This is a genomic window from Roseofilum sp. KMC-1, from assembly GCF_057802075.1.
This window is the reverse complement of sequence record NZ_CM173605.1, coordinates 528,570-546,984: the sequence shown is the minus strand read 5'-3', so window position 1 is coordinate 546,984 and position 18,415 is coordinate 528,570. Positions and strand designations below refer to the sequence as shown.

19 protein-coding genes and 1 CRISPR repeat array are annotated in these 18,415 nt (G+C 47.0%); of the genes, 7 read left to right on the top strand and 12 right to left on the bottom strand.

Annotated features, from left to right (window positions below):
• Positions 1 to 148 precede the first annotated feature (148 nt).
• The gene (locus AC3FZD_RS02675) at positions 149 to 433 is read right to left on the bottom strand and encodes a hypothetical protein (protein WP_488738646.1); all 285 of its coding nucleotides are present in this window, start codon (positions 431 to 433) and stop codon (positions 149 to 151) included.
• A gap of 98 nt (positions 434 to 531) precedes the next feature.
• Entirely contained in the window at positions 532 to 1,734 is a 1,203-nt protein-coding gene (locus AC3FZD_RS02670; RefSeq protein ID WP_488738645.1) for an HhoA/HhoB/HtrA family serine endopeptidase, read from the bottom strand.
• A gap of 209 nt (positions 1,735 to 1,943) precedes the next feature.
• Between AC3FZD_RS02670 and gpmI the strand changes: the two genes are divergently transcribed.
• The 3 genes from gpmI to AC3FZD_RS02655 are packed head-to-tail and all read left to right on the top strand — an operon-like array spanning position 1,944 to position 4,742.
• Entirely contained in the window at positions 1,944 to 3,542 is a 1,599-nt protein-coding gene (gene gpmI / locus AC3FZD_RS02665) for a 2,3-bisphosphoglycerate-independent phosphoglycerate mutase (RefSeq protein WP_488738644.1), read from the top strand.
• Between the two features lie 47 nt (positions 3,543 to 3,589).
• Positions 3,590 to 3,829, top strand: a complete 240-nt coding sequence (secG, locus tag AC3FZD_RS02660; protein ID WP_283752900.1) for a preprotein translocase subunit SecG — start codon at positions 3,590 to 3,592, stop codon at positions 3,827 to 3,829.
• Positions 3,830 to 3,833: 4 nt separating this feature from the next.
• Positions 3,834 to 4,742: a peptidase gene (locus AC3FZD_RS02655; RefSeq protein ID WP_488738643.1), complete on the top strand. Its 909-nt coding sequence runs from the start codon at positions 3,834 to 3,836 to the stop codon at positions 4,740 to 4,742.
• Position 4,743: 1 nt separating this feature from the next.
• On the opposite strand, the gene AC3FZD_RS02650 is transcribed toward AC3FZD_RS02655, so the two are convergent.
• Positions 4,744 to 5,178, bottom strand: a complete 435-nt coding sequence (locus AC3FZD_RS02650) for an NINE protein (RefSeq protein WP_488738642.1) — start codon at positions 5,176 to 5,178, stop codon at positions 4,744 to 4,746.
• 193 nt (positions 5,179 to 5,371) lie between these two features.
• Between AC3FZD_RS02650 and AC3FZD_RS02645 the strand changes: the two genes are divergently transcribed.
• Positions 5,372 to 5,695 (top strand): DUF1825 family protein, encoded by a 324-nt coding sequence (locus tag AC3FZD_RS02645; protein WP_488738641.1) that lies wholly within the window; start codon positions 5,372 to 5,374, stop codon positions 5,693 to 5,695.
• A gap of 15 nt (positions 5,696 to 5,710) precedes the next feature.
• Here AC3FZD_RS02645 and AC3FZD_RS02640 read toward each other — a convergent pair whose 3' ends face one another.
• Positions 5,711 to 7,639: a transglycosylase domain-containing protein gene (locus AC3FZD_RS02640; RefSeq protein WP_488738640.1), complete on the bottom strand. Its 1,929-nt coding sequence runs from the start codon at positions 7,637 to 7,639 to the stop codon at positions 5,711 to 5,713.
• Positions 7,640 to 7,811: 172 nt separating this feature from the next.
• Here AC3FZD_RS02640 and tyrS point away from each other — a divergent pair, with 172 nt between their 5' ends.
• The 3 genes from tyrS to AC3FZD_RS02625 are packed head-to-tail and all read left to right on the top strand — an operon-like array spanning position 7,812 to position 10,246.
• Positions 7,812 to 9,014, top strand: coding sequence for a tyrosine--tRNA ligase (tyrS, locus tag AC3FZD_RS02635; RefSeq protein ID WP_488738639.1), 1,203 nt, complete (start codon positions 7,812 to 7,814; stop codon positions 9,012 to 9,014).
• Positions 9,015 to 9,026: 12 nt separating this feature from the next.
• On the top strand, positions 9,027 to 9,740 hold the full coding sequence (gene pyrF, locus AC3FZD_RS02630; RefSeq protein WP_488738638.1) for an orotidine-5'-phosphate decarboxylase: 714 nt from the start codon (positions 9,027 to 9,029) through the stop codon (positions 9,738 to 9,740).
• A 5-nt stretch (positions 9,741 to 9,745) separates the two neighbouring features.
• Positions 9,746 to 10,246 carry a hypothetical protein gene (locus tag AC3FZD_RS02625; protein ID WP_488738637.1) on the top strand — a complete coding sequence of 167 codons (501 nt, stop codon included), beginning with the start codon at positions 9,746 to 9,748 and terminating at the stop codon, positions 10,244 to 10,246.
• A 58-nt stretch (positions 10,247 to 10,304) separates the two neighbouring features.
• Here AC3FZD_RS02625 and AC3FZD_RS02620 read toward each other — a convergent pair whose 3' ends face one another.
• The 8 genes from AC3FZD_RS02620 to cas7d form a co-directional block, all read right to left on the bottom strand.
• Positions 10,305 to 11,732, bottom strand: a complete 1,428-nt coding sequence (locus AC3FZD_RS02620; RefSeq protein ID WP_488738636.1) for a sensor histidine kinase — start codon at positions 11,730 to 11,732, stop codon at positions 10,305 to 10,307.
• 82 nt (positions 11,733 to 11,814) lie between these two features.
• Positions 11,815 to 12,891: a CRISPR direct-repeat array (repeat unit 37 nt; unit sequence GTTTCAATCCCTAATAGGGATTTAGGTTGATTTAAAC).
• A 228-nt stretch (positions 12,892 to 13,119) separates the two neighbouring features.
• Entirely contained in the window at positions 13,120 to 13,392 is a 273-nt protein-coding gene (gene cas2 / locus AC3FZD_RS02615) for a CRISPR-associated endonuclease Cas2 (protein WP_488738635.1), read from the bottom strand.
• A 133-nt stretch (positions 13,393 to 13,525) separates the two neighbouring features.
• Positions 13,526 to 14,578: a type I-D CRISPR-associated endonuclease Cas1d gene (gene cas1d / locus AC3FZD_RS02610; protein WP_488738634.1), complete on the bottom strand. Its 1,053-nt coding sequence runs from the start codon at positions 14,576 to 14,578 to the stop codon at positions 13,526 to 13,528.
• A gap of 277 nt (positions 14,579 to 14,855) precedes the next feature.
• Complete coding sequence (gene cas4 / locus AC3FZD_RS02605; protein ID WP_488738633.1) at positions 14,856 to 15,443, bottom strand: CRISPR-associated protein Cas4; 588 nt, start codon at positions 15,441 to 15,443, stop codon at positions 14,856 to 14,858.
• A 29-nt stretch (positions 15,444 to 15,472) separates the two neighbouring features.
• Positions 15,473 to 16,282: a CRISPR-associated endoribonuclease Cas6 gene (gene cas6, locus AC3FZD_RS02600; RefSeq protein WP_488738632.1), complete on the bottom strand. Its 810-nt coding sequence runs from the start codon at positions 16,280 to 16,282 to the stop codon at positions 15,473 to 15,475.
• 34 nt (positions 16,283 to 16,316) lie between these two features.
• The gene (locus tag AC3FZD_RS02595; protein WP_488738631.1) at positions 16,317 to 16,445 is read right to left on the bottom strand and encodes a hypothetical protein; all 129 of its coding nucleotides are present in this window, start codon (positions 16,443 to 16,445) and stop codon (positions 16,317 to 16,319) included.
• Positions 16,446 to 16,637: 192 nt separating this feature from the next.
• Positions 16,638 to 17,348: a type I-D CRISPR-associated protein Cas5/Csc1 gene (gene cas5d / locus AC3FZD_RS02590; protein ID WP_488738630.1), complete on the bottom strand. Its 711-nt coding sequence runs from the start codon at positions 17,346 to 17,348 to the stop codon at positions 16,638 to 16,640.
• A gap of 5 nt (positions 17,349 to 17,353) precedes the next feature.
• Positions 17,354 to 18,364, bottom strand: a complete 1,011-nt coding sequence (gene cas7d / locus AC3FZD_RS02585) for a type I-D CRISPR-associated protein Cas7/Csc2 (protein WP_488738629.1) — start codon at positions 18,362 to 18,364, stop codon at positions 17,354 to 17,356.
• Positions 18,365 to 18,415: the final 51 nt, after the last annotated feature.

Sequence of the window (18,415 nt, the reverse complement as noted above, 5' to 3'; positions counted from 1 at the left end):
ATCCAATCAAAAATTGGGCTACCCAACCTAGATTAGCATTCAGGTTTGGCTGCCTCAAGTTGAGACAAAAACGCATGTTATTATATCATTATTCGAGGGTCTTTGTCAATTTTAAAGACTGATTTGTATGGGGTGGGATTCTGGGTTACTATTGCACAACCCAGCAGGTTAAAGAGTCAGTCAAGTTATCCCACTCGGTTTCCGAAATCAAGCCGCGATCGCAAAACTCAGCTAAGATCTGCCCCAGACTGCTCCAAGCAATCCGGCGATCGATGCGCTCATAAGTGTCCTGAAGAGCAGAAAAGGGATCGGAATAAATTCCGACTAAACCACCAATTCCAGAATAATGACCCTCTGGACTAATAACATCCACTTGCCAATATTGATCTTCTAAAAACAATTGAATAATCCAACCTTTATAATAGTCAATCATTAGCCTTTCTCTTGAGGAAAATATCATAAATTGTTGACATTTATCTCCTACTCAAAGGGCACTCTTCTATCCGGAACGCTCCAGGGTATAGGGATATTTTAAGGTTGAGAGTGGGGCAGCGATCCAGGGCGAATAGAAATGTCAATTTTTTTGCCTCCTCGATTTACCCCTAAAACCATTAATTCACCGACGGTAGACTGTTCTACCAGGGCTTGCACTTCTGTGGCATTCTTAACCAAAATTCCATCGACACTGAGAATAATATCTCCCGGTTGTAGCTGGGAATTTTCAGCAGGAGAATTTTGTACAATTCCCGTAATAATAACGCCCTCATTGAGGGTATCGGCGATGGGGAATTGCTGCTGTTGTAATAAGGCTTTCGTCGCAGGGGTTAAATCCACCATTTGAATACCTAAAAAGGGATGTTCTGCTATACCACTTGTAAACAATTGATCGGCAACCCGTAGGGCTGTTTCAATGGGAATAGCAAAGCCTAACCCTTGAGCATCGGCACGAATAGCGGTATTAATCCCAATCACCTGTCCCTGCTCATTCAATAAGGGGCCTCCGGAATTGCCCGGATTAATGGCGGCATCCGTTTGAATAAAACGCACACGCTTATCGGGAATACCGACTTGAGCGCTCGATCGCCCCGTGGCGCTAATAATCCCAGCCGTTACCGTATTATCTAAGCCTAACGGATTACCAATGGCGATCGCCCATTGTCCGGCGACTAGCGCCTCAGTGCCACCGATTTCTACCACGGGTAACCCCTGAGCCTCAATTTTGATCGCCGCAATATCCGTCACCGAATCTCTACCCAAAACCACCCCTTCAAACCTGCGCCCATCCCGGAGAGTAATCTCTACCACATCTGCCCCTTCCACCACATGGGCATTCGTCACCAACTGTCCTTGGGCACTTAAAATCACTCCCGAACCCGTGCCCCGCTCCAACCGTTCGGGGGCAGAAGGAAGATCTTCACCAAAGAACCGATCTAACAGGGGATTGCGAAAGGGGGGAGAAATCTGAGATTTCACCCGTCGAGTTGCATCAATTCTTACCACAGCCGGCCCTACTTTCTCCACGGCTCTAGCAATAAAATTAGTATGGAGCGGCTCCCGTGATTCAGGCATCACTGAAGGTTCAGGCAATGGGGGCAAAACCACAGGAAGCACAGAAGGGCGAGTAGAATTCAAAAGCTGATGGTTTTCCAGATATTGGCTTCCTAGCCAACCCACACTACCCCCCAGGGTAAAAACCCCCAGATAAACGATCCCCCGTCTAACCAATAAGCTCATAGTCTTTTACCCACCCAGAACATTTATGATGACTGTGAACAATAGAAGCCCAAAGATGGATCTCCTCTACGATCAATACCTTAGATTAATTCCCTTAATTTTACACTGCCATTTTCCCTTGACTGTTCCTCACCCAGGAATTTAAGCGGCAGGTTTTTCTCTCTAGTGGTATGATCGAGCCAGAAATTCAGCAAAAGGGTGAATAGGTTATGACAAAAGCACCGATATCTCCTGTGGTGCTAGTCATTTTAGATGGCTGGGGTTACCGTGAAGCCACCGACGGAAACGCCATTGCCGTCGCGAAAACACCCATAATGGATAGCCTACAGGCAGCTTACCCCAATACTTTAATTCAAACCTCTGGCAAAGCTGTCGGGTTACCTCAAGGACAAATGGGTAACTCAGAAGTGGGTCATATGAACATTGGCGCAGGCCGAATTGTGAAACAGGAATTGCTTCGCATTAGCGATGCAGTCGAAGACGGTTCTTTACAAGAGAACCCGGTTTTACAAGAAGTCTGTCGGCAAGTTAAATCCCGCTCTAGTAAACTCCATTTGATTGGACTTTGCTCGGACGGAGGCGTTCATTCCCACATAGACCATCTATTGGGTTTACTAAAACTAGCCAAAGCACAGGAGATTGAACAAGTCTGTATTCACGCCATTACCGATGGTCGCGATACCTATCCTACGGATGGGGTCAAAAATCTGGAAAAACTGCAAGCCGAAATTAACGGCTTAGGAATTGGGAAAATTGTTACCTTGATGGGTCGCTATTATGCGATGGATCGGGATCATCGCTGGGATCGGGTACAAAAAGCCTATCAGGTTCTAATAGACAATAGGATTACGGCTCAAGGGGATGCTATTTCTCTGTTAAAGGCTTCCTATGGGCAAGAAGTGACAGATGAGTTTGTGCTTCCTGTCCGTTGCGCTGAGGGTGCAGTAGAAGCGGGAGATGGGATCATCTTTTTTAATTTCCGTCCCGATCGCTCTCGTCAGCTGACCCAAGCCTTTGTCGATCCCAAGTTTGATGGCTTTGAGCGATCGCCCATCGATTCCCTGTCCTTTGTCACCTTTACGCAATATGACTCCCATCTGCCGGTGTCGGTGGCCTTTGAACCCCAAGACCTCAATAATATTTTGGCAGAGGTTTTGGCCGAGCAAGGACTGCGACAGTTTCGCACCGCAGAAACGGAAAAATATGCCCATGTGACCTATTTCTTTAATGGGGGACTCGAAGAGCCGGTAGCAGGAGAAGACCGGGAGCTAATCCCCTCTCCCCAGGTTCCCACCTATGACCAACAGCCGAGCATGTCTGCGGAAGCGGTGACGGAAACGGCGATCGCCGCCATCGAAGAACAAGTCTATTCTATGGTGGTGATTAATTATGCTAATCCAGATATGGTGGGTCATACGGGAGTGATGGATGCAGCCATTCAAGCCATTGAAACGGTGGATGAATGCTTAGGTCACCTGATCGAGGCGATCGGTAAAGTCGGAGGAACCACCATTATTATTGCTGACCATGGCAATGCCGAACTCATGTACGATGAGAAGGGGAATCCTTGGACAGCCCATACGACGAACCCCGTACCCTTTATCCTGGTTGAAGGAGAAAAGCGTAAAATTCCCGGCCATGGTAATCATGTCGTCTTAAGACCTGATGGCTGTTTAGCCGATATTGCCCCTACCATTCTGGAAATTCTCCAAATTCCTCAACCCAAGGAAATGACAGGAAAATCGATGTTCGAGCAACCTGCCTATGAAGTGCAACCCAATCGATCGCCGGTTTCCCTGTCTCGGTAAACTCCGACTTCTAACTTGATGATTGTTCATTCCCTTTCTATAACCCTATGACCGTTGTCAGCATCCTACAAATTGTCTGGGCCATCTCAGCCTTTAGTTTGGTGGTCTTAATTCTTCTCCATAGTCCCAAAGGAGATGGTATTGGCGGTATTGGTGGCCAAGCCCAATTGTTTACCAGTGCTAAAAGTGCTGAAACAACCTTAAACCGGACAACCTGGGCTTTGACTGTTCTTTTTCTGGGCTTAACTGTGGTGTTAAGTGCTGGATGGTTAGAACCGGTTGGTTAAGCCCATGGCTCTTTGGTGGGTGACGAGAGGTTTAAAGCTTCCCGGTTTATCCTTGAGAACTGTTCTGGGTAAGAAAAGGCTCCCCATACCTCGACTGCGGTCGATAGCTACTGCTTCTGCGATCGCCACCATTGTGTTGGCGGTCTTTTCTTGTGTGGTTAGTGTCGCTCTACCCCCTAAAAACCAGTGGCCGGAACCTGAAGTTCATCCTCTTCCCCCCACTTTAGAACAATGGCAAGCTCCTGAAGACTCTGGAGATTATTTTGAGTCGATTAAGCTCCTGAATGTAGGGTATTTAATTTGGTCTGACTTCCCCGTAGAAGTGTATCTGGATGTTGATTCTCCAGATCCCCGTTGGCTGGAAGCGGTTACCCAAGCCATTCAGGACTGGCAAGCCTATTTGCCCCTGAAAATGAGCGATCGCCCCGATCTAGCCCAGATTATCATTCACCGGCAGCGCCCCCCCCTAAAACTGGGGCCCAATGGAGAATTGGGACGAGTGCGATCGGCTACTACTGAATATCAACTCTATGTTGGCTCTTCCCCCCATCAGCCAGAGCCAGACTATCTACTCCATCGCTGTCACATCTTCCTCACCCCAGACCAAACCCCAGACTATACCCTCGCTACCGCTCGTCATGAACTCGGCCATGCGATCGGCATTTGGGGGCACTCTCCCGAACCCACCGATGCTCTCTATTTTTCTCAAGTACCCTATCCTCCCCCCATCTCTGCCCGCGATGTCAACACCTTGAAGCGCATCTATCAACAACCGACTCGCCTGGGTTGGCCCATAAACTCAGAACACTCTCAGGAATGGGAAAATCAGACCATCTTGCCCACTCTTCCCCCTTTACCAACCCTTCCCCCTCTGCCCAAACTGCCTAAACTGCCTAAACTGCCTAAACTTTAGCTTAAGCAATTTTATTTAACAGTTGACGGCGTTTTTGTTCAAACTCATACTCCGTAATTAATCCCTCTTGGCGTAAAGCTTCCAACTGACGCAAGGCCTCAGCGACTGACTCCACCTGCTCGGCGATCGGGCCAGTTGGTGCAGGATTTGCTTTTGGCCAAAATCTTGACCAATCCACTTGGGGAATTTTCAGCTCTGAAATTACCGGAACTGGCCCCGGATAATTCGCCTTAAATTCCTCATCATCCTGTACCAAATACCACACAGCCTCAATCACGCTGGCCACATGGGGAATCGGAGTCCAAGACAGCAACAAATAGACCATCCCCCATAAAGGCTGACCTAAATAAAATTTATGCAATCCGGCGATCGGGATCAACACCCCAGAAAACGCCAAAATCATCCCTACTTTTCGATTCTTTTCCTTATTCACCACCCCTAAAAGTCCATCCTAATCTGCTCATACTTAAATAATAGCCCCATTCCTCCATCTCCCCATCTCCCCATCCCCCTATCTCCCAAATACGGGAAACCGAATTTTACTCCAATCTCTGACTCCATTAGAATAAAACCAGTGCATCATCATCATGCGCCCCATTGAAAATTAGTCAACCTATCCAAAAAAAGCCATGGGATTTTTTGATTCAGAAATCGTTCAACAAGAAGCCAAGCAACTCTTTGAGGATTACCAATCCCTAATCAAACTTGGCAGTGACTATGGCAAATTTGATCGAGAGGGAAAAAAGCTGTTCATCGAACAGATGGAATCCTTAATGGATCGATATAAAGTATTTATGAAACGTTTTGAACTCTCCGAAGACTTCATGGCTCAAATGACCGTTGAACAGCTCAAAACCCAGTTAGGCCAATTTGGAGTTACCCCACAACAAATGTTTGACCAGATGAATTTCACCCTAGAGCGGATGAAATCCGAATTGGAAAAACAATCCTAAATCCCAACTGTCCTCCTATGGCTGGGGAGGGGGAAATTCGCTCGGAGAAGGGAATTTCTCCACCGGTTCGTTGGCCAAAGCTTGTCGCATAAAGTTTTGCCAAATGGGAGCCACAAAGCCACCTCCTGTTGCTCCACCTCCCAGAGGAGAATAATCATCATTCCCCACCCAAACCGCTACAGAGAGTTGGGGGACATAACCCACGAACCAAATATCCCGTTCCGAAGAAGTCGTTCCGGTTTTACCGGCTGCTGGCCGACCAATTTGGGCTGCTACACCCGTTCCCCGTTCCACAACACCCTGTAAGGCACTATTGAGAGAAGCTACCGCCCAAGGATCGAGAATCAGCTTAGGTTTGGGCGTGTTATCCAATAAAACATTCCCATGGCTATCAACAACCTGGGCAATAAATGTCGGTTGGGAATGCCAACCATTATTGGCAAAGGTGGCAAACGCTCCAGCCATCTCTAGAGGGGTTAAATCTACTGATCCTAGAGGTAGGGAAATTACCGGATCGATGGGACTTTTAATGCCTAGATTACGGACAACCTCCACCACCTTATTCAAACCCACTTCCTGGCCAATTTTAATGGCAGGGATGTTCAAAGACACTTCCAGCGCTCTGCGTAAACTTACCGGCCCAGAAAAACTCCCCCCATAGTTACGGGGAGAATAATAGCCATCACCATCGCGATAGCTTACTGGTGAGTCATTCACCACTGAATCTGGGCTATACTTGCCACTGGCAAAAGCCGCATAGTAAACAAAAGGTTTAAATGCTGAACCGGGTTGTCGTTGGGCTTGAACAGCTCGGTTATATTGACTGGTTTCATAATCAAAGCCTCCCACCATAGCTTTAACAAAGTGGGTTCGGGGATCGACTGCGACTAGAGCCAATTGTCCATTATCGTAATCGTAATAAAGACCTTGGCTATAGAGCCGACTATGCCAATCTTTAACCGTTTGCTCGGCAAGGCGTTGGAGCTTCAGGTCAATGGTAGTTTGAATTCGCAAACCCCCTTTAACCACCATATCCCGACCAAAGCGGTCTGAGAGTTCTTGGATCACCGCCTCGGTCAAATAGGGCACTTTACTTTGACCAAAAGAAGTGATCTGACCTACCAATAGGGGTTGCTCTTTCGCTTCCTTCTCTTCTTCGGCCGTAATCCAATTCAATTCTCGCATCCGACCCAAAACGATCGCCTGCTGTTGCTTGGCTAACTTATAATCCACAAATGGACTCAAACTCTCTGGCGCTTGAATCAAACCCGCCATCATTGCCGATTCAGCCAAATTCAGATCCGCAGCAGACTTAGCAAAATAACTCTGGGCGGCTGTCTCCACTCCATAGGTATTATGGCCCCAGTACACCTGATTTAAATACAGCTCTAGAACTTCATCTTTGGTTAGAATTTGCTCCAAGCGCATGGCCAAAACCGCTTCAGCAACCTTCCGACTAAATTGCCGCTCTGGAGACAGAAACAGGTTTTTCACCAACTGCATAGTAATCGTTGATGCACCCTCGCTAATTCCTCCCTTTTCAATATTGGCTAACAGTGCCCGACCCACACTACTGGGATTAATCCCATTGTGGAGATAAAAGTGGGAATCTTCGATCGCCAATACTGCCAATTTCAACTGGGGCGAAATCCGCTCTAGGGGGACAACTTCCCGGTTAGCCTCATCATGGATACGGGTAAGCAGTTCACCATTAATATCGTAGATATAACTGGTCTCTGTGGGCATATAGCTTCTGAGACTGCGGACATCGGGCAGATTGCGAAAACTTAAGGCTAAACCCACCAGTCCTCCAGCAAAGATGGAACTAGCGAGCATCATCACTCCCAAAATCGTACCGCCTGCCACTTTGCCCACACCTTGGACAAACTGAAGGCTAGGAGTAATAGATTTCAATGGCTTAGGACTGATAGTATTAGACGACACGATGATTTAACTTCCTCAGCTCGAACAAATGGATAGGGATAAGAACCAGACTTGGAGTCTTAGAGATGGATGAATGGGGACTGACCCATAGTTTAACCTTTACTTGCCATAAGTGTTAACAGGTATTACAGAGATTGGCAAAATATTGATGTATTATAGATTTTCTAATCCCATGACAAGTATTAACTCAGCCTGGAATTGGCTACATCGCGGTGTTAGCGAAATTTTCCCCGATCGCCCGGATAGCAACGATCCTGACGAAAACCTACAACGGTGTATTGAGCGTTCCGGACGACCCTTGAGGGTGAAATTGGGGATCGATCCCACGGGAACTGATTTACATTTGGGCCATAGTATTGCCGTGCGGAAACTGCGAGCCTTTCAAGATGCTGGCCATACGGCTGTTTTGATTATTGGGGATTTTACGGCTCAAATTGGCGATCCTACTGGAAAATCTGAGGTTCGCCGTCAACTGACAGCCGAACAGGTAAAGAAAAATGCCCAAACCTATCTGGATCAACTGCGCCCGATTCTGGATTTTGGTACTCCCGGACGCTTAGAAATTCGCTATAACTCGGAGTGGTTAGCCCAATTGAATTTAAAAGAAATTCTGGGCTTGTTGGCTACGATGACGGTGGGTCAAATGTTAGCCAAAGAGGGATTTGCGGAGCGCTATAGCCAAGAAAATCCCATTTATCTGCATGAGTTTCTGTATCCCTTGATGCAAGGGTATGATTCTGTGGCGGTGAAGGCTGATGTGGAGTTGGGGGGAACTGACCAGAAGTTTAATATTGCTGTGGGTCGAGATTTACAGCGCCATTTTGGGCTGAAGCCCCAGTTTGGTTTACTCGTGCCGATTTTGCTGGGGACGGATGGAGGACAGAAAATGTCGAAGTCTTTGGGTAATTATGTGGGGCTGTGGGAAAATGCGGTGACGATGTATTCTAAGTTGGAGAAAACCCCGGATGGGATTATTCGGGACTATGTGGAGTTGCTGACTGATTGGGTTTGGGAGGAGTTACCGGAAAATCCCAGGGAGCGACAAAAGCTGTTAGCTCTGGATGTGGTGACTCAGTATAAGGGTAAGGAGGCTGCTTTGGAGGCGCAAAAAGCGGCTTTGAGTCAAGGGGAAGCGGGGAGTATTCCTGAGTTTAGCTTGAAGAATGTGGAGTTTCCGGCCAAGTTATTTTATGTTGTCAGTGCGGCTGGATTATGCGGTGGGTCTTCGGAGGCGAGACGTTTGATCCAAGGGGGCGGGGTAAAATTAGCGGGGGAAAAGGTGAGCGACCCTAATTTGGTGTTTGAGGGGGCTGATGATATGGCTGGAAAGGTGTTGCAGGTAGGTAAGAATAAGTTTGTGCGGTTGGTGAAGTAAGGGGGAGAAACGATGAAGAAGGGAGACCGGATTATTGTAGCGTTGGATGTTTCTAGTGGGGAAGAGGCGATCGCCCTTTTGGATCGATTGCCGGATGTGCAGTTTTGGAAAGTGGGTCTAGAGTTGTTTGTCAGCACTGGCCCCAGTATTTTAGAGGAACTCAAACAACGGCAAAAGCGTATTTTTCTGGATCTCAAGTTCCATGATATCCCCAATACTATGGCGGGAGCTTGTCGAGCGGCGGGACGCTATGGGGTGGACTTGCTGACTGTCCATGGAGTAGCCGGGCGAACGGCTTTGCAGCGTGCCCTAGCAGCTTCTAGAGCAGGGGCGGAATCGGCGGGATTACCCCCCCCAAATTTGTTGGCGATTACCTTGCTCACGAGCCTAAATTCGCGGGATTTAGCGTTTGATCTGAAAGTGCCGGTGGAGTTGCCCGAATATACTTTACAGATGGCTCTCCTTGCCCAGGAGTCGGGCATTCAGGGGGCGGTCTGTTCTCCCCAGGAAGCGGCCCAACTGCGGCGCGTCTGTGGGGAGGAGTTTCTGTTGGTTTGTCCGGGGGTGCGCCCGACTTGGGCGGAGGGAGGAGACCAGCGCCGGGTGATGACTCCCCAAGAGGCGCTCCAAGGGGGGGCGAGTTATTTGGTGATTGGCCGACCGATTATAGCGGCGGATGATCCCCAGGGGGCTTGGAACCGGATTAATGATGAGCTTGCAGGTTAAATCGGATGCTGTGGCTCTGGGAAGTGCCCCTCGGACAGCCTTGGGTTGTGTATGAGGGTTTAGAGGCTGAGGTGGCTGCAAGGGGAAGGTGTGGGGAGAATTTTGAGGGCTTGATTGAGGAGATGGTGCAGGATTTTACGGGTTATGCTAATCGGGCGATTCAGCGCGATCGCGATTTGATTAAGCCTTATCCTATACCTTCAGTGATTACGGTGGGAAAGCCTGACTTTGAGCCTTTGCCTCTACCTTTTGGGGAAGAGGTTCCGGAAAATTCCCGCCAGGTGTTTCTCACTTCTTTGGAGCGTACTTATGAGGGACTGAGAATTATCGATCGAGAGGTTTATTATTGGCTATTTTTGACTGAGACTGAGGGGGGATGGGAGTTGGTTTTACTGTTGTCTGCGGTGACGGATGGGGAGCGGTTGGTTCGTTTACCAGAGAGTCGAGAAGGGGCGATTGCTGAAGCGGTTCGGATTTGGCTGCGGGATTATCAGTTTAGTCGTTGAAACCGGAAACTGGGTTTGTTGCAACTGTTTGTGTTCTCTGTGGCTCTGTGGTAAACGATTAACCATGAATGGGTAAGCTAATTGTAAAAATACTCCCTTCTCCCAATTTGGAAACGACGGTAACGCGCCCTCCCATGCCTTCGATTAGGGTTTTGACAATGGATAAGCCTAAGCCGGTTCCGCCGGTGGAGCGGGTGCGAGCGTCGTCAATGCGATAGAAGCGCTCGAAGATGCGGGCTTGATGGGCTAGGGGGATGCCTTCTGAGCGATCGCACACTTGCAAGCAGATGCGATCGCTCTGTTTTTCGAGTTTGAGGGTAATGAGGGTGTCGGGGTGGGAGTATTTGACGGCGTTATCGATGAGGTTAAGTAGGACTTGTTTTAGGCGGTTGCGATCGCCTTTAATTTGTATTGGCTGATGTCCTAAATGCAGTTCGAGGGTACGACTGCTGTACTGTTGTGCCATGTCTGCTACTTCTAAAATTAGGTTAGTTAGGCATAGAGGTTCGAGTTCAAAGTGCGTTTGTCCATTATCGGCGCGGGCAAGTTCGAGTAAGTTTTGTAAGAGTTGAATGGTGCGATCGGCTTCTGCGGCTGCGGTTTCTAGGGCTTCCCGTTGGGCTTCGGTGAGGTTGTTTCCTCGTCTGAGGGTGCTTTGAAGGTAGCCATGAACGATGGTTAAGGGGGTGCGTAATTCATGGGAAACGTTGCTGACAAATTGCCGTTGATTTTCCCAAGATTCAGAGAGTCGCGAGAGCATCAGATCTAGGGTTTTGGCTAATTCTTGTAGCTCGGAGGGGGCAGGATCTAAGTTTAAGGAGACTTCGCCTAAGTCTTGGGCTGATATTTTGACGGCATAGGCGCTGATTTTACGGAGGGGATCGAGCGATCGCCGAATATAGATTGCCATCGCGATCGCCATTGCCATTAGGGCTAACAGGCTTACTCCGATCAAGTTTCTGAGCATTTCTAGGAGCATTTGTTGCTCTGAGGTGATATCTTGAGCTACATAGATTTTGCCGAGGGTTTGCTGATTGATTGTTAAGGGGCCAGCACAGAGGACGAAATAGCGCCCTTGATAGGGGTAGACTTCCGGTTGAATGGGAGCATTGCTAATGTTGAGGAGGTCGGCGTTTTGGGGATATGGCGATCGTTGGAAATTGGGCGATCGGGCGATGATTTCACCCTCTGAAGATTGAATCCATAAAAAAATGGTTTCTGCGCTCACATCTTCAATCACCATTTCTAGGGCTTCACGCTGGCTAAACCGTTGACTATAAATTTCGATATCGTTAGGCAAGCGTTGAGCAATATAGCGGATATTTTGTTTATGGGTTAAGAGCAATTGTTGCTGCATTTTTAACCCGGTGGCAATAGCGACCGATCCGAGTCCAATACCGGAGACGATCGCCAATCCCAGGGTTAGGCGAAACTGTAGCGAGTTGAGTTTAGCCTTAAATCTCTGCCCTAATGTTTTAATCAACATGCTTTAATGTTTGTCGGTGAGTTGCTTTCAACCACCCAGATTAAGTGGCGATCCTGAGAAAACCCTGATAATGCTCTGAGGGGTTTCAATCCCTAATAGGGATTTAGGTTGATTTAAACACTAAACTAGGGGGGATTTTTAATGCTTAAAGGAGAGTTTCAATCCCTAATAGGGATTTAGGTTGATTTAAACAACTTATCCACGTTCTCTTCAATATCTTTGTAGCCGTTTCAATCCCTAATAGGGATTTAGGTTGATTTAAACATATTGTCCCTATCGCTCTGTCTGGAAAATCTGGAGTGTTTCAATCCCTAATAGGGATTTAGGTTGATTTAAACCAGACTCATGCTTTACGCCATTTGGCTAACCACCATGGCAGTTTCAATCCCTAATAGGGATTTAGGTTGATTTAAACATAGCATCCTATGCCGGTGTATAGTCCGGAGAATCGGTTTCAATCCCTAATAGGGATTTAGGTTGATTTAAACAGCAAACCATGGGGGTGTTGTTTTCCCTGCTCTAAGTTGGGAGTTTCAATCCCTAATAGGGATTTAGGTTGATTTAAACTTACGCTTAACTGGTGAAAACCTCATCTCTGAAATGTTTCAATCCCTAATAGGGATTTAGGTTGATTTAAACTGTCCGATTAGAGATTTCATCTGGGTTATCGAGCTGGTTTCAATCCCTAATAGGGATTTAGGTTGATTTAAACATGAGCAATGCCGCCAATAATAATGGCGCGCAACTGGCGTTTCAATCCCTAATAGGGATTTAGGTTGATTTAAACATATCCCCCATATTGGGGGATAAAAGCACCCCATTGTTTCAATCCCTAATAGGGATTTAGGTTGATTTAAACGTCTGTCATGTTCCAATCGAAATGCCACAACTGTTGGTTTCAATCCCTAATAGGGATTTAGGTTGATTTAAACAAGAGGTCGAAAAGCCTACTCAGGTTGCAATCCGTGAGTTTCAATCCCTAATAGGGATTTAGGTTGATTTAAACATACCTCGGTCGATCGTGCGAAACCACGTACCGAAGTTTCAATCCCTAATAGGGATTTAGGTTGATTTAAACGCAAGTCCATGCTCCTGGGTGCTGGATTTTATCTGATCTAAAAGGTTTCAATCCCTAATAGGGATTTAGGTTGATTTAAACCGCAGGCTCCTGAGACCCTTACCCTATTTAGTTTTCAAGGTACATTTCCGACGCACACCCCTGATCATAGCTCACCCGCGGCCAAAAAGCAAGCAGAAATCCCTGAAACCCTTACCCTGTATAGTCCGACGCTACCTTTAAAATCAAAATCGCTGTAAAGCAGACTGAGCAAGCAATACAGCGATTTTAGACTCAAGGGCGATTTCCACACCCCCCTAGCGTCGGATTTTAGGCAAAAAAGATCGACTCGTCGCGGGGCATTTCGCCACCGATACGCTCTACTTTACCTTGGCAACAGGCGCAGAGGAAGTAAAAGCGAATGCTATCCGTATCAGATTTAATCACCTTACTCAATCGCTGACGCAGTTTAGCATACTGAGTCGGTGTAAGATCACACTCGAAAACCGAATACTGCATCCATTGCCCGTAAGACTTGAGAATCTTGTGGATGCGGGTACGGCGCTTGTCTTCCGGGATGTCGTAGCTGATGACAATAAACATAGGTGGGATGATTGCATTTAAACTATCTGTTTTAACCCAATCGATAGGGTGTTCAGAAACCCGGTTTCTTCAAGAAACCAGGTTTCTAGTCGTTTTCCAACTCATCCGATTTAACCCAATCGATAGGGTGGAGTTATTGCAGGACTAGGGGAGGATATTGTTCCGTTTCGCCCATCAGGTATTTGCCCAGAAGACGAGCTTGAATTTCAAAAGCTTCTTGGTAGGTGCATTGGGTTTTCATCACCGGGTGTTTGAAAGAGGACTGTTTTTTCTCTTGATAACAGCGCAAAAAAGTTTTCAGCGCTTCCGGAGTGAGAGAAGTTTCCTTACTGATAGGTTGTTGGGTGAAGTCGCTGGGGTTGAGAACTTTACGGTTAAGGGCTTCGAGAACCATACTATCGACAACTAAGGGACGAAATTCTTCCATCAGGTCGAGAGCAAGGGCAGGACGGCCGTAGTGTTTGACATGGAGATAGCCCAAATAGGGGTCAAAGCCGACAATATTTACAGCGCTTTGGATGTCATGGCGCAGGAGAGCGTAACCGAGACTGAGTAAGGAGTTCACAGGGTCGGTAGGGGGACGGCGGTTGCGGGTAGTGAAGGTAAAGTCCGGGTTTTGGATGAGTGAGTTAAAGCACCGGAAGTAGACAGCACTTCCCGCCCCTTCGAGTCCGCGCAGGGAGTTGATGACTTCGGTAGTAGCGTTTCCTTTCCTTCGGACATGAACGGACATGAAAGCGAAACTTTCCGAAGAAATCGCCCCTATAATACCTTTCAACTGTTCAATCTCTCCACTGAGATCCATACCCGCCCGTCGCCCCCTGCGCTGTAAGCTGATGCGGTAGTTTTTCAGTTTTCCCCGCACAAAAGCTTGCACCAGATGAATAGCTTGGGGCGTATTCCCATCAGCCGCCCATTGATGTTGGCGCAAAAAGATATTTTTCCTCAGTTCCGGTTCTAAACAGCCCCGATATTTTCCAGTAGGAGTAAGGAAGGTAAAGGCAATGCGGCGGTCGAGGAGTTCTTGAAGCAGAGCAGGGGAAAAGTTGACAGCTCCAAAAGCGACAACTCCATCTACTTTAATCAGAGGAACGTCGGCAATTTTTTGTTTGTCAAGTTTCACATGAATGCGTTCATCTACTTTACCGATAAAGGCGTTTTCTTGGGTAACATAAAGGGTTCCCATGGTGGTTTCTCCGTTGTATTGATGTGGGTTTGAGGTGGGGGATGCCCTCTCCCTAAATCCCTCTCCCACGGGAGAGGGACTTACAGCAGTGTTCGCGCTTTATGCCCTACGTTTCGATCCCCCTAAATCCCCCTTGAAAAGGGGGACTTTTACTGCGAAAAATAATCCAGGCAACACACGAACTCCAGGCCCTAAATCCCCCTTGGAAAGGGGGACTTTTACTGCCCCCCTTTTTAAGGGGGGTTGGGGGGATCAAGACTAACTTCAACAAACGCTATTAACCCACTTCTTGATAGGTTTTGATTTTTTTGGTGGCTTGGGGCAAACAGGCGGTGTAGAGGCTACATCCACGGCATTTGGGGCTATATTCAGACTGGGGTATGAGGTCTCCTGAAAATAGCTTTTGAATGGCAGCGATCGCCGCGATCGCCCCTTGCCGCAAAGTATCATCAATGCTCACAGGATGCCGTTGGTGAGATTGGGCATAATAGACAAAGCCTTCAGTCACCGCAGTACCCGTCATTTCTTCCAGACACAGGGCTTGAGCGCAGACTTGCAGGGCATCATTTTCATAGTCTCCAACTTTCCCCCGCTTATACTCAACGGGATAAAGTTGGCCATTTTGCGCTTCAATTAAATCCGATTTGCCAATCAAGTTATACTGCTCTGATTTGAGCCAAATCGATCGAACTTGCCAGGTATCATCGCGCATTTCTTGACTGAGGGTATGAACGCGATCGTGGAGTGTTGTTCCTTCAATCGTATAGGCATTATCTTCAAATTCTCCAGTACAAAACATCCGCCAACAGCGATGGGGACAATAGGCATATTGATTGAGGGCAGAAATAGGAACTTCAGTGTTCATGGTAATTGTTAATTGTTCATTGTTAATTGTTAATTGATCCGTCTTGCCATGCCCATTCCCATAGTGGTTTTGCGTCCAATTCCGCAGTAGAGGGCATAATTAGCCAGGGTGTTAAGGTGTTTGAGTGTGGTAGGGGTGGCATCACCGAGAAGTCGAAATGTAATTTCGCCAATGGAGCCAATAAACTTACTCCGTTTATCAGTAACGATCGCCGTTTGGATATCGAAAAAACTGGGAAATACGGTATCTAGAATGAGTTCGGGAATTTCAATACCGCTATATTTATTCCACCGTTGGCGCAAACTAGCGAAGAAGCGATCGCCACTCGGTAGCGCCGTATCATATTTGCCTTGGCGGAAAGCCATGGGGGTAGCCATGCAGAAGCGAAAGGTATTATCTGTCGCTGAGGCTTCCTCATAGAGCTGGCTGTAGGAACAGGAGTTCGCCCAGGGATGAGTAGACTGGGGAGTAGCGAGGATACTGGTAATAATCAGATCCGCAGGGCCCAAATGCCAAGGTTTATCCCGGTTAAGGTGGAGCCACAGTTGGGTAAGTTCTCCGAAGAGGGCATCATCAAGCAGGGAGATCCGCCACCAGCAGGGAGTTTCAGCAGGGATAGCTTGCTGATGTTCGCACTGTAGGATTTTGAAGTGGCGACGGGTTTGCAGGGGGGAGAGGGTAAAAGATTTATCTGCTTGGGAGTCATGGAGGCGATCGCCTAGGGTGCGATCGACGGAGCTAACCAAGCTAAGAAACAGTGCGTGTAAATGCCGTCCGCTCAGGTATCCGACGGGAATAGGGGAGAGGGGAGTGAGGTTGAGAACGAGGCTATAGGGCATGTCAATTAAGAATTAAAAATTAACAATTAACAATTTAGGGTTTTTGTGTAGCTAGATAGGTTTGGATGGGATGGAGGAGGATGCCGAGGATTTTGTTGATGGGGTTCAAGATCTTCAAGAAGGCGATAAAAGTGTAAGATAAATTGGGGTCTAAAGTTGACATAATTTGATGATTTTAACTTAGGAAATAAGAGTGCAAACTAACAGAGGCAATAGAGGAGTGCGAGCATCTTGCTCGCTTGTTGTACTCTTTAACCAAACTTGATGTTAGCTGTGTCAAGACAATAGACAAAGTTAGAGAGAGCTAGTCAATCATGTATGATTCACATTGTCCCAACTAGCTCTCTAAATCTTCCTATGGTGCAAATTGGTATGCCATACCAGCAGGGAGCTTAAGATTCTCAGTATCAATCTGATAGTAAGAACCGCGCAAGCGCACATTCCGAATCAAACTCACTGGAGGCATGTTAATCACATCATAGCTGATAACTTGGTGGGAAAACATAACATCCAAAGGATTAAGAGGATGGGAATAAACAAACTCTTGTTCGGAAGTAGAAGCTTTCACCTCTTGCACATTTGTACAGATGACTTCTGCCTTACTTAACCACTTACCCAAACGAATCCAGCGAGGGAGCTGGATTTGTTTTTGTGTCACGACAAAACATTCAAACCGACTCTCTGGCGCAACTTCTTTGTTACGTCCAAAACTGGGCCAGTTTTTCGCTGTTTTTTCCATCTCCACATGATAGTGATTATTAGCATATTTCCAAGTCGTGAGGACAGTTTGATAATGGACTGCCCTAGCAGGAGTCACATAAATTCCCTGTTGATTCAAAGGGGTAAGATGTTCCTCATACTGGGGGACTTGATTGCGGCAAAAGTAACGATAGGTTTCTGCTTCATCAACCGTCGTTGCATATTGCGGATTATCCACCAATCCCAAAGCATAACAGAGGGCATAATTGTGAATAATGGGTTCAGTCTCATACAGTCTCCCGATTTCACGGGTTGCAAAATAGAGACTATCCTGAAGTTCCAGTTGCAGGTGATAAATAAAAGCCATAATCGTTAGGATTTTGCAGGATCAAGTTTCTTGCCTTTGATATGAGCTGAAGCATAGGTCTTGGCTTCACCATCTGCGGTTCTTAGCAATTCTTTTAACTTCTCCTCATTACCAATAATCTCCTTGACTTCCGTTAATAAGGGCACAAAGGTATCGCCAATATAATCGTGATGTATCAGATATTCTTCTCTCATTAAATTAACCATGGTTGTTTGCGCCACTTCAATCACATCATCCTCATTCAAGGGATCATATCCACCCAGCTTATCCCCTGCTTTCAACCCATCATAAATTGCCTGAGTCCAGCGCAAATTACTGGTAATTTCTCCATCAGCAAAAACCACACCAATACAGTGATTCCGAACCCGTCCCGTGCGAGTCGTTTGCGCTCCATAGTGGCGGGTGCGTAAAATGTTATTGAAGACATAGAGAAAACCGGCTTCTGTGGGATCTTTTAGGGTGACAATGCTGGGGAAAAAGACCTGGGGTTTAATGTGATCCTGTTGGTTAATTCGACTGGTGACTTTACCAACTTCACTTTTATCTTCTCCCTTAGAAGCCATGGTTCCATTTTCATAGGGAGCATTGAGGGTAAAAGATTCATGGGATTCGGCAAAATCGGTAATGGAAAAAGCCGTATCAACCACAACTTTTGATTTCTCCGAACCAGAATCACCGATCGCAAATCCATAGATAATACAGTCGGGGTTGTCCATAGCAAATTTAACATTGTATTCGCATTCCTCAGCCGTCATCAATCCATAGTTCCGCAGGAGTTCCCGTCCCACCAAACGCTCTGGGGTAGATTGTTTGCGCTTGAACATGGCAAGGCGACTAATGGGGGTTTTGTCTTGGATTCCGGCACGGACTCGTGATTTATTTAACTCGCCATCAGTTTGAAACAGGGGATAGGATTCGGTGACGCGGATGGTGAGAAAGTGGGCATATTTTCCCATGGGTTTATAGGGAATAGCATCATGGAAAAATTTAGCATCGACAGTGGTTAGAAAAGACATAGTTTTCGTCTCCTGATATAGGTGTAAATGGGTGGGTTTGGGCGGGTTTGG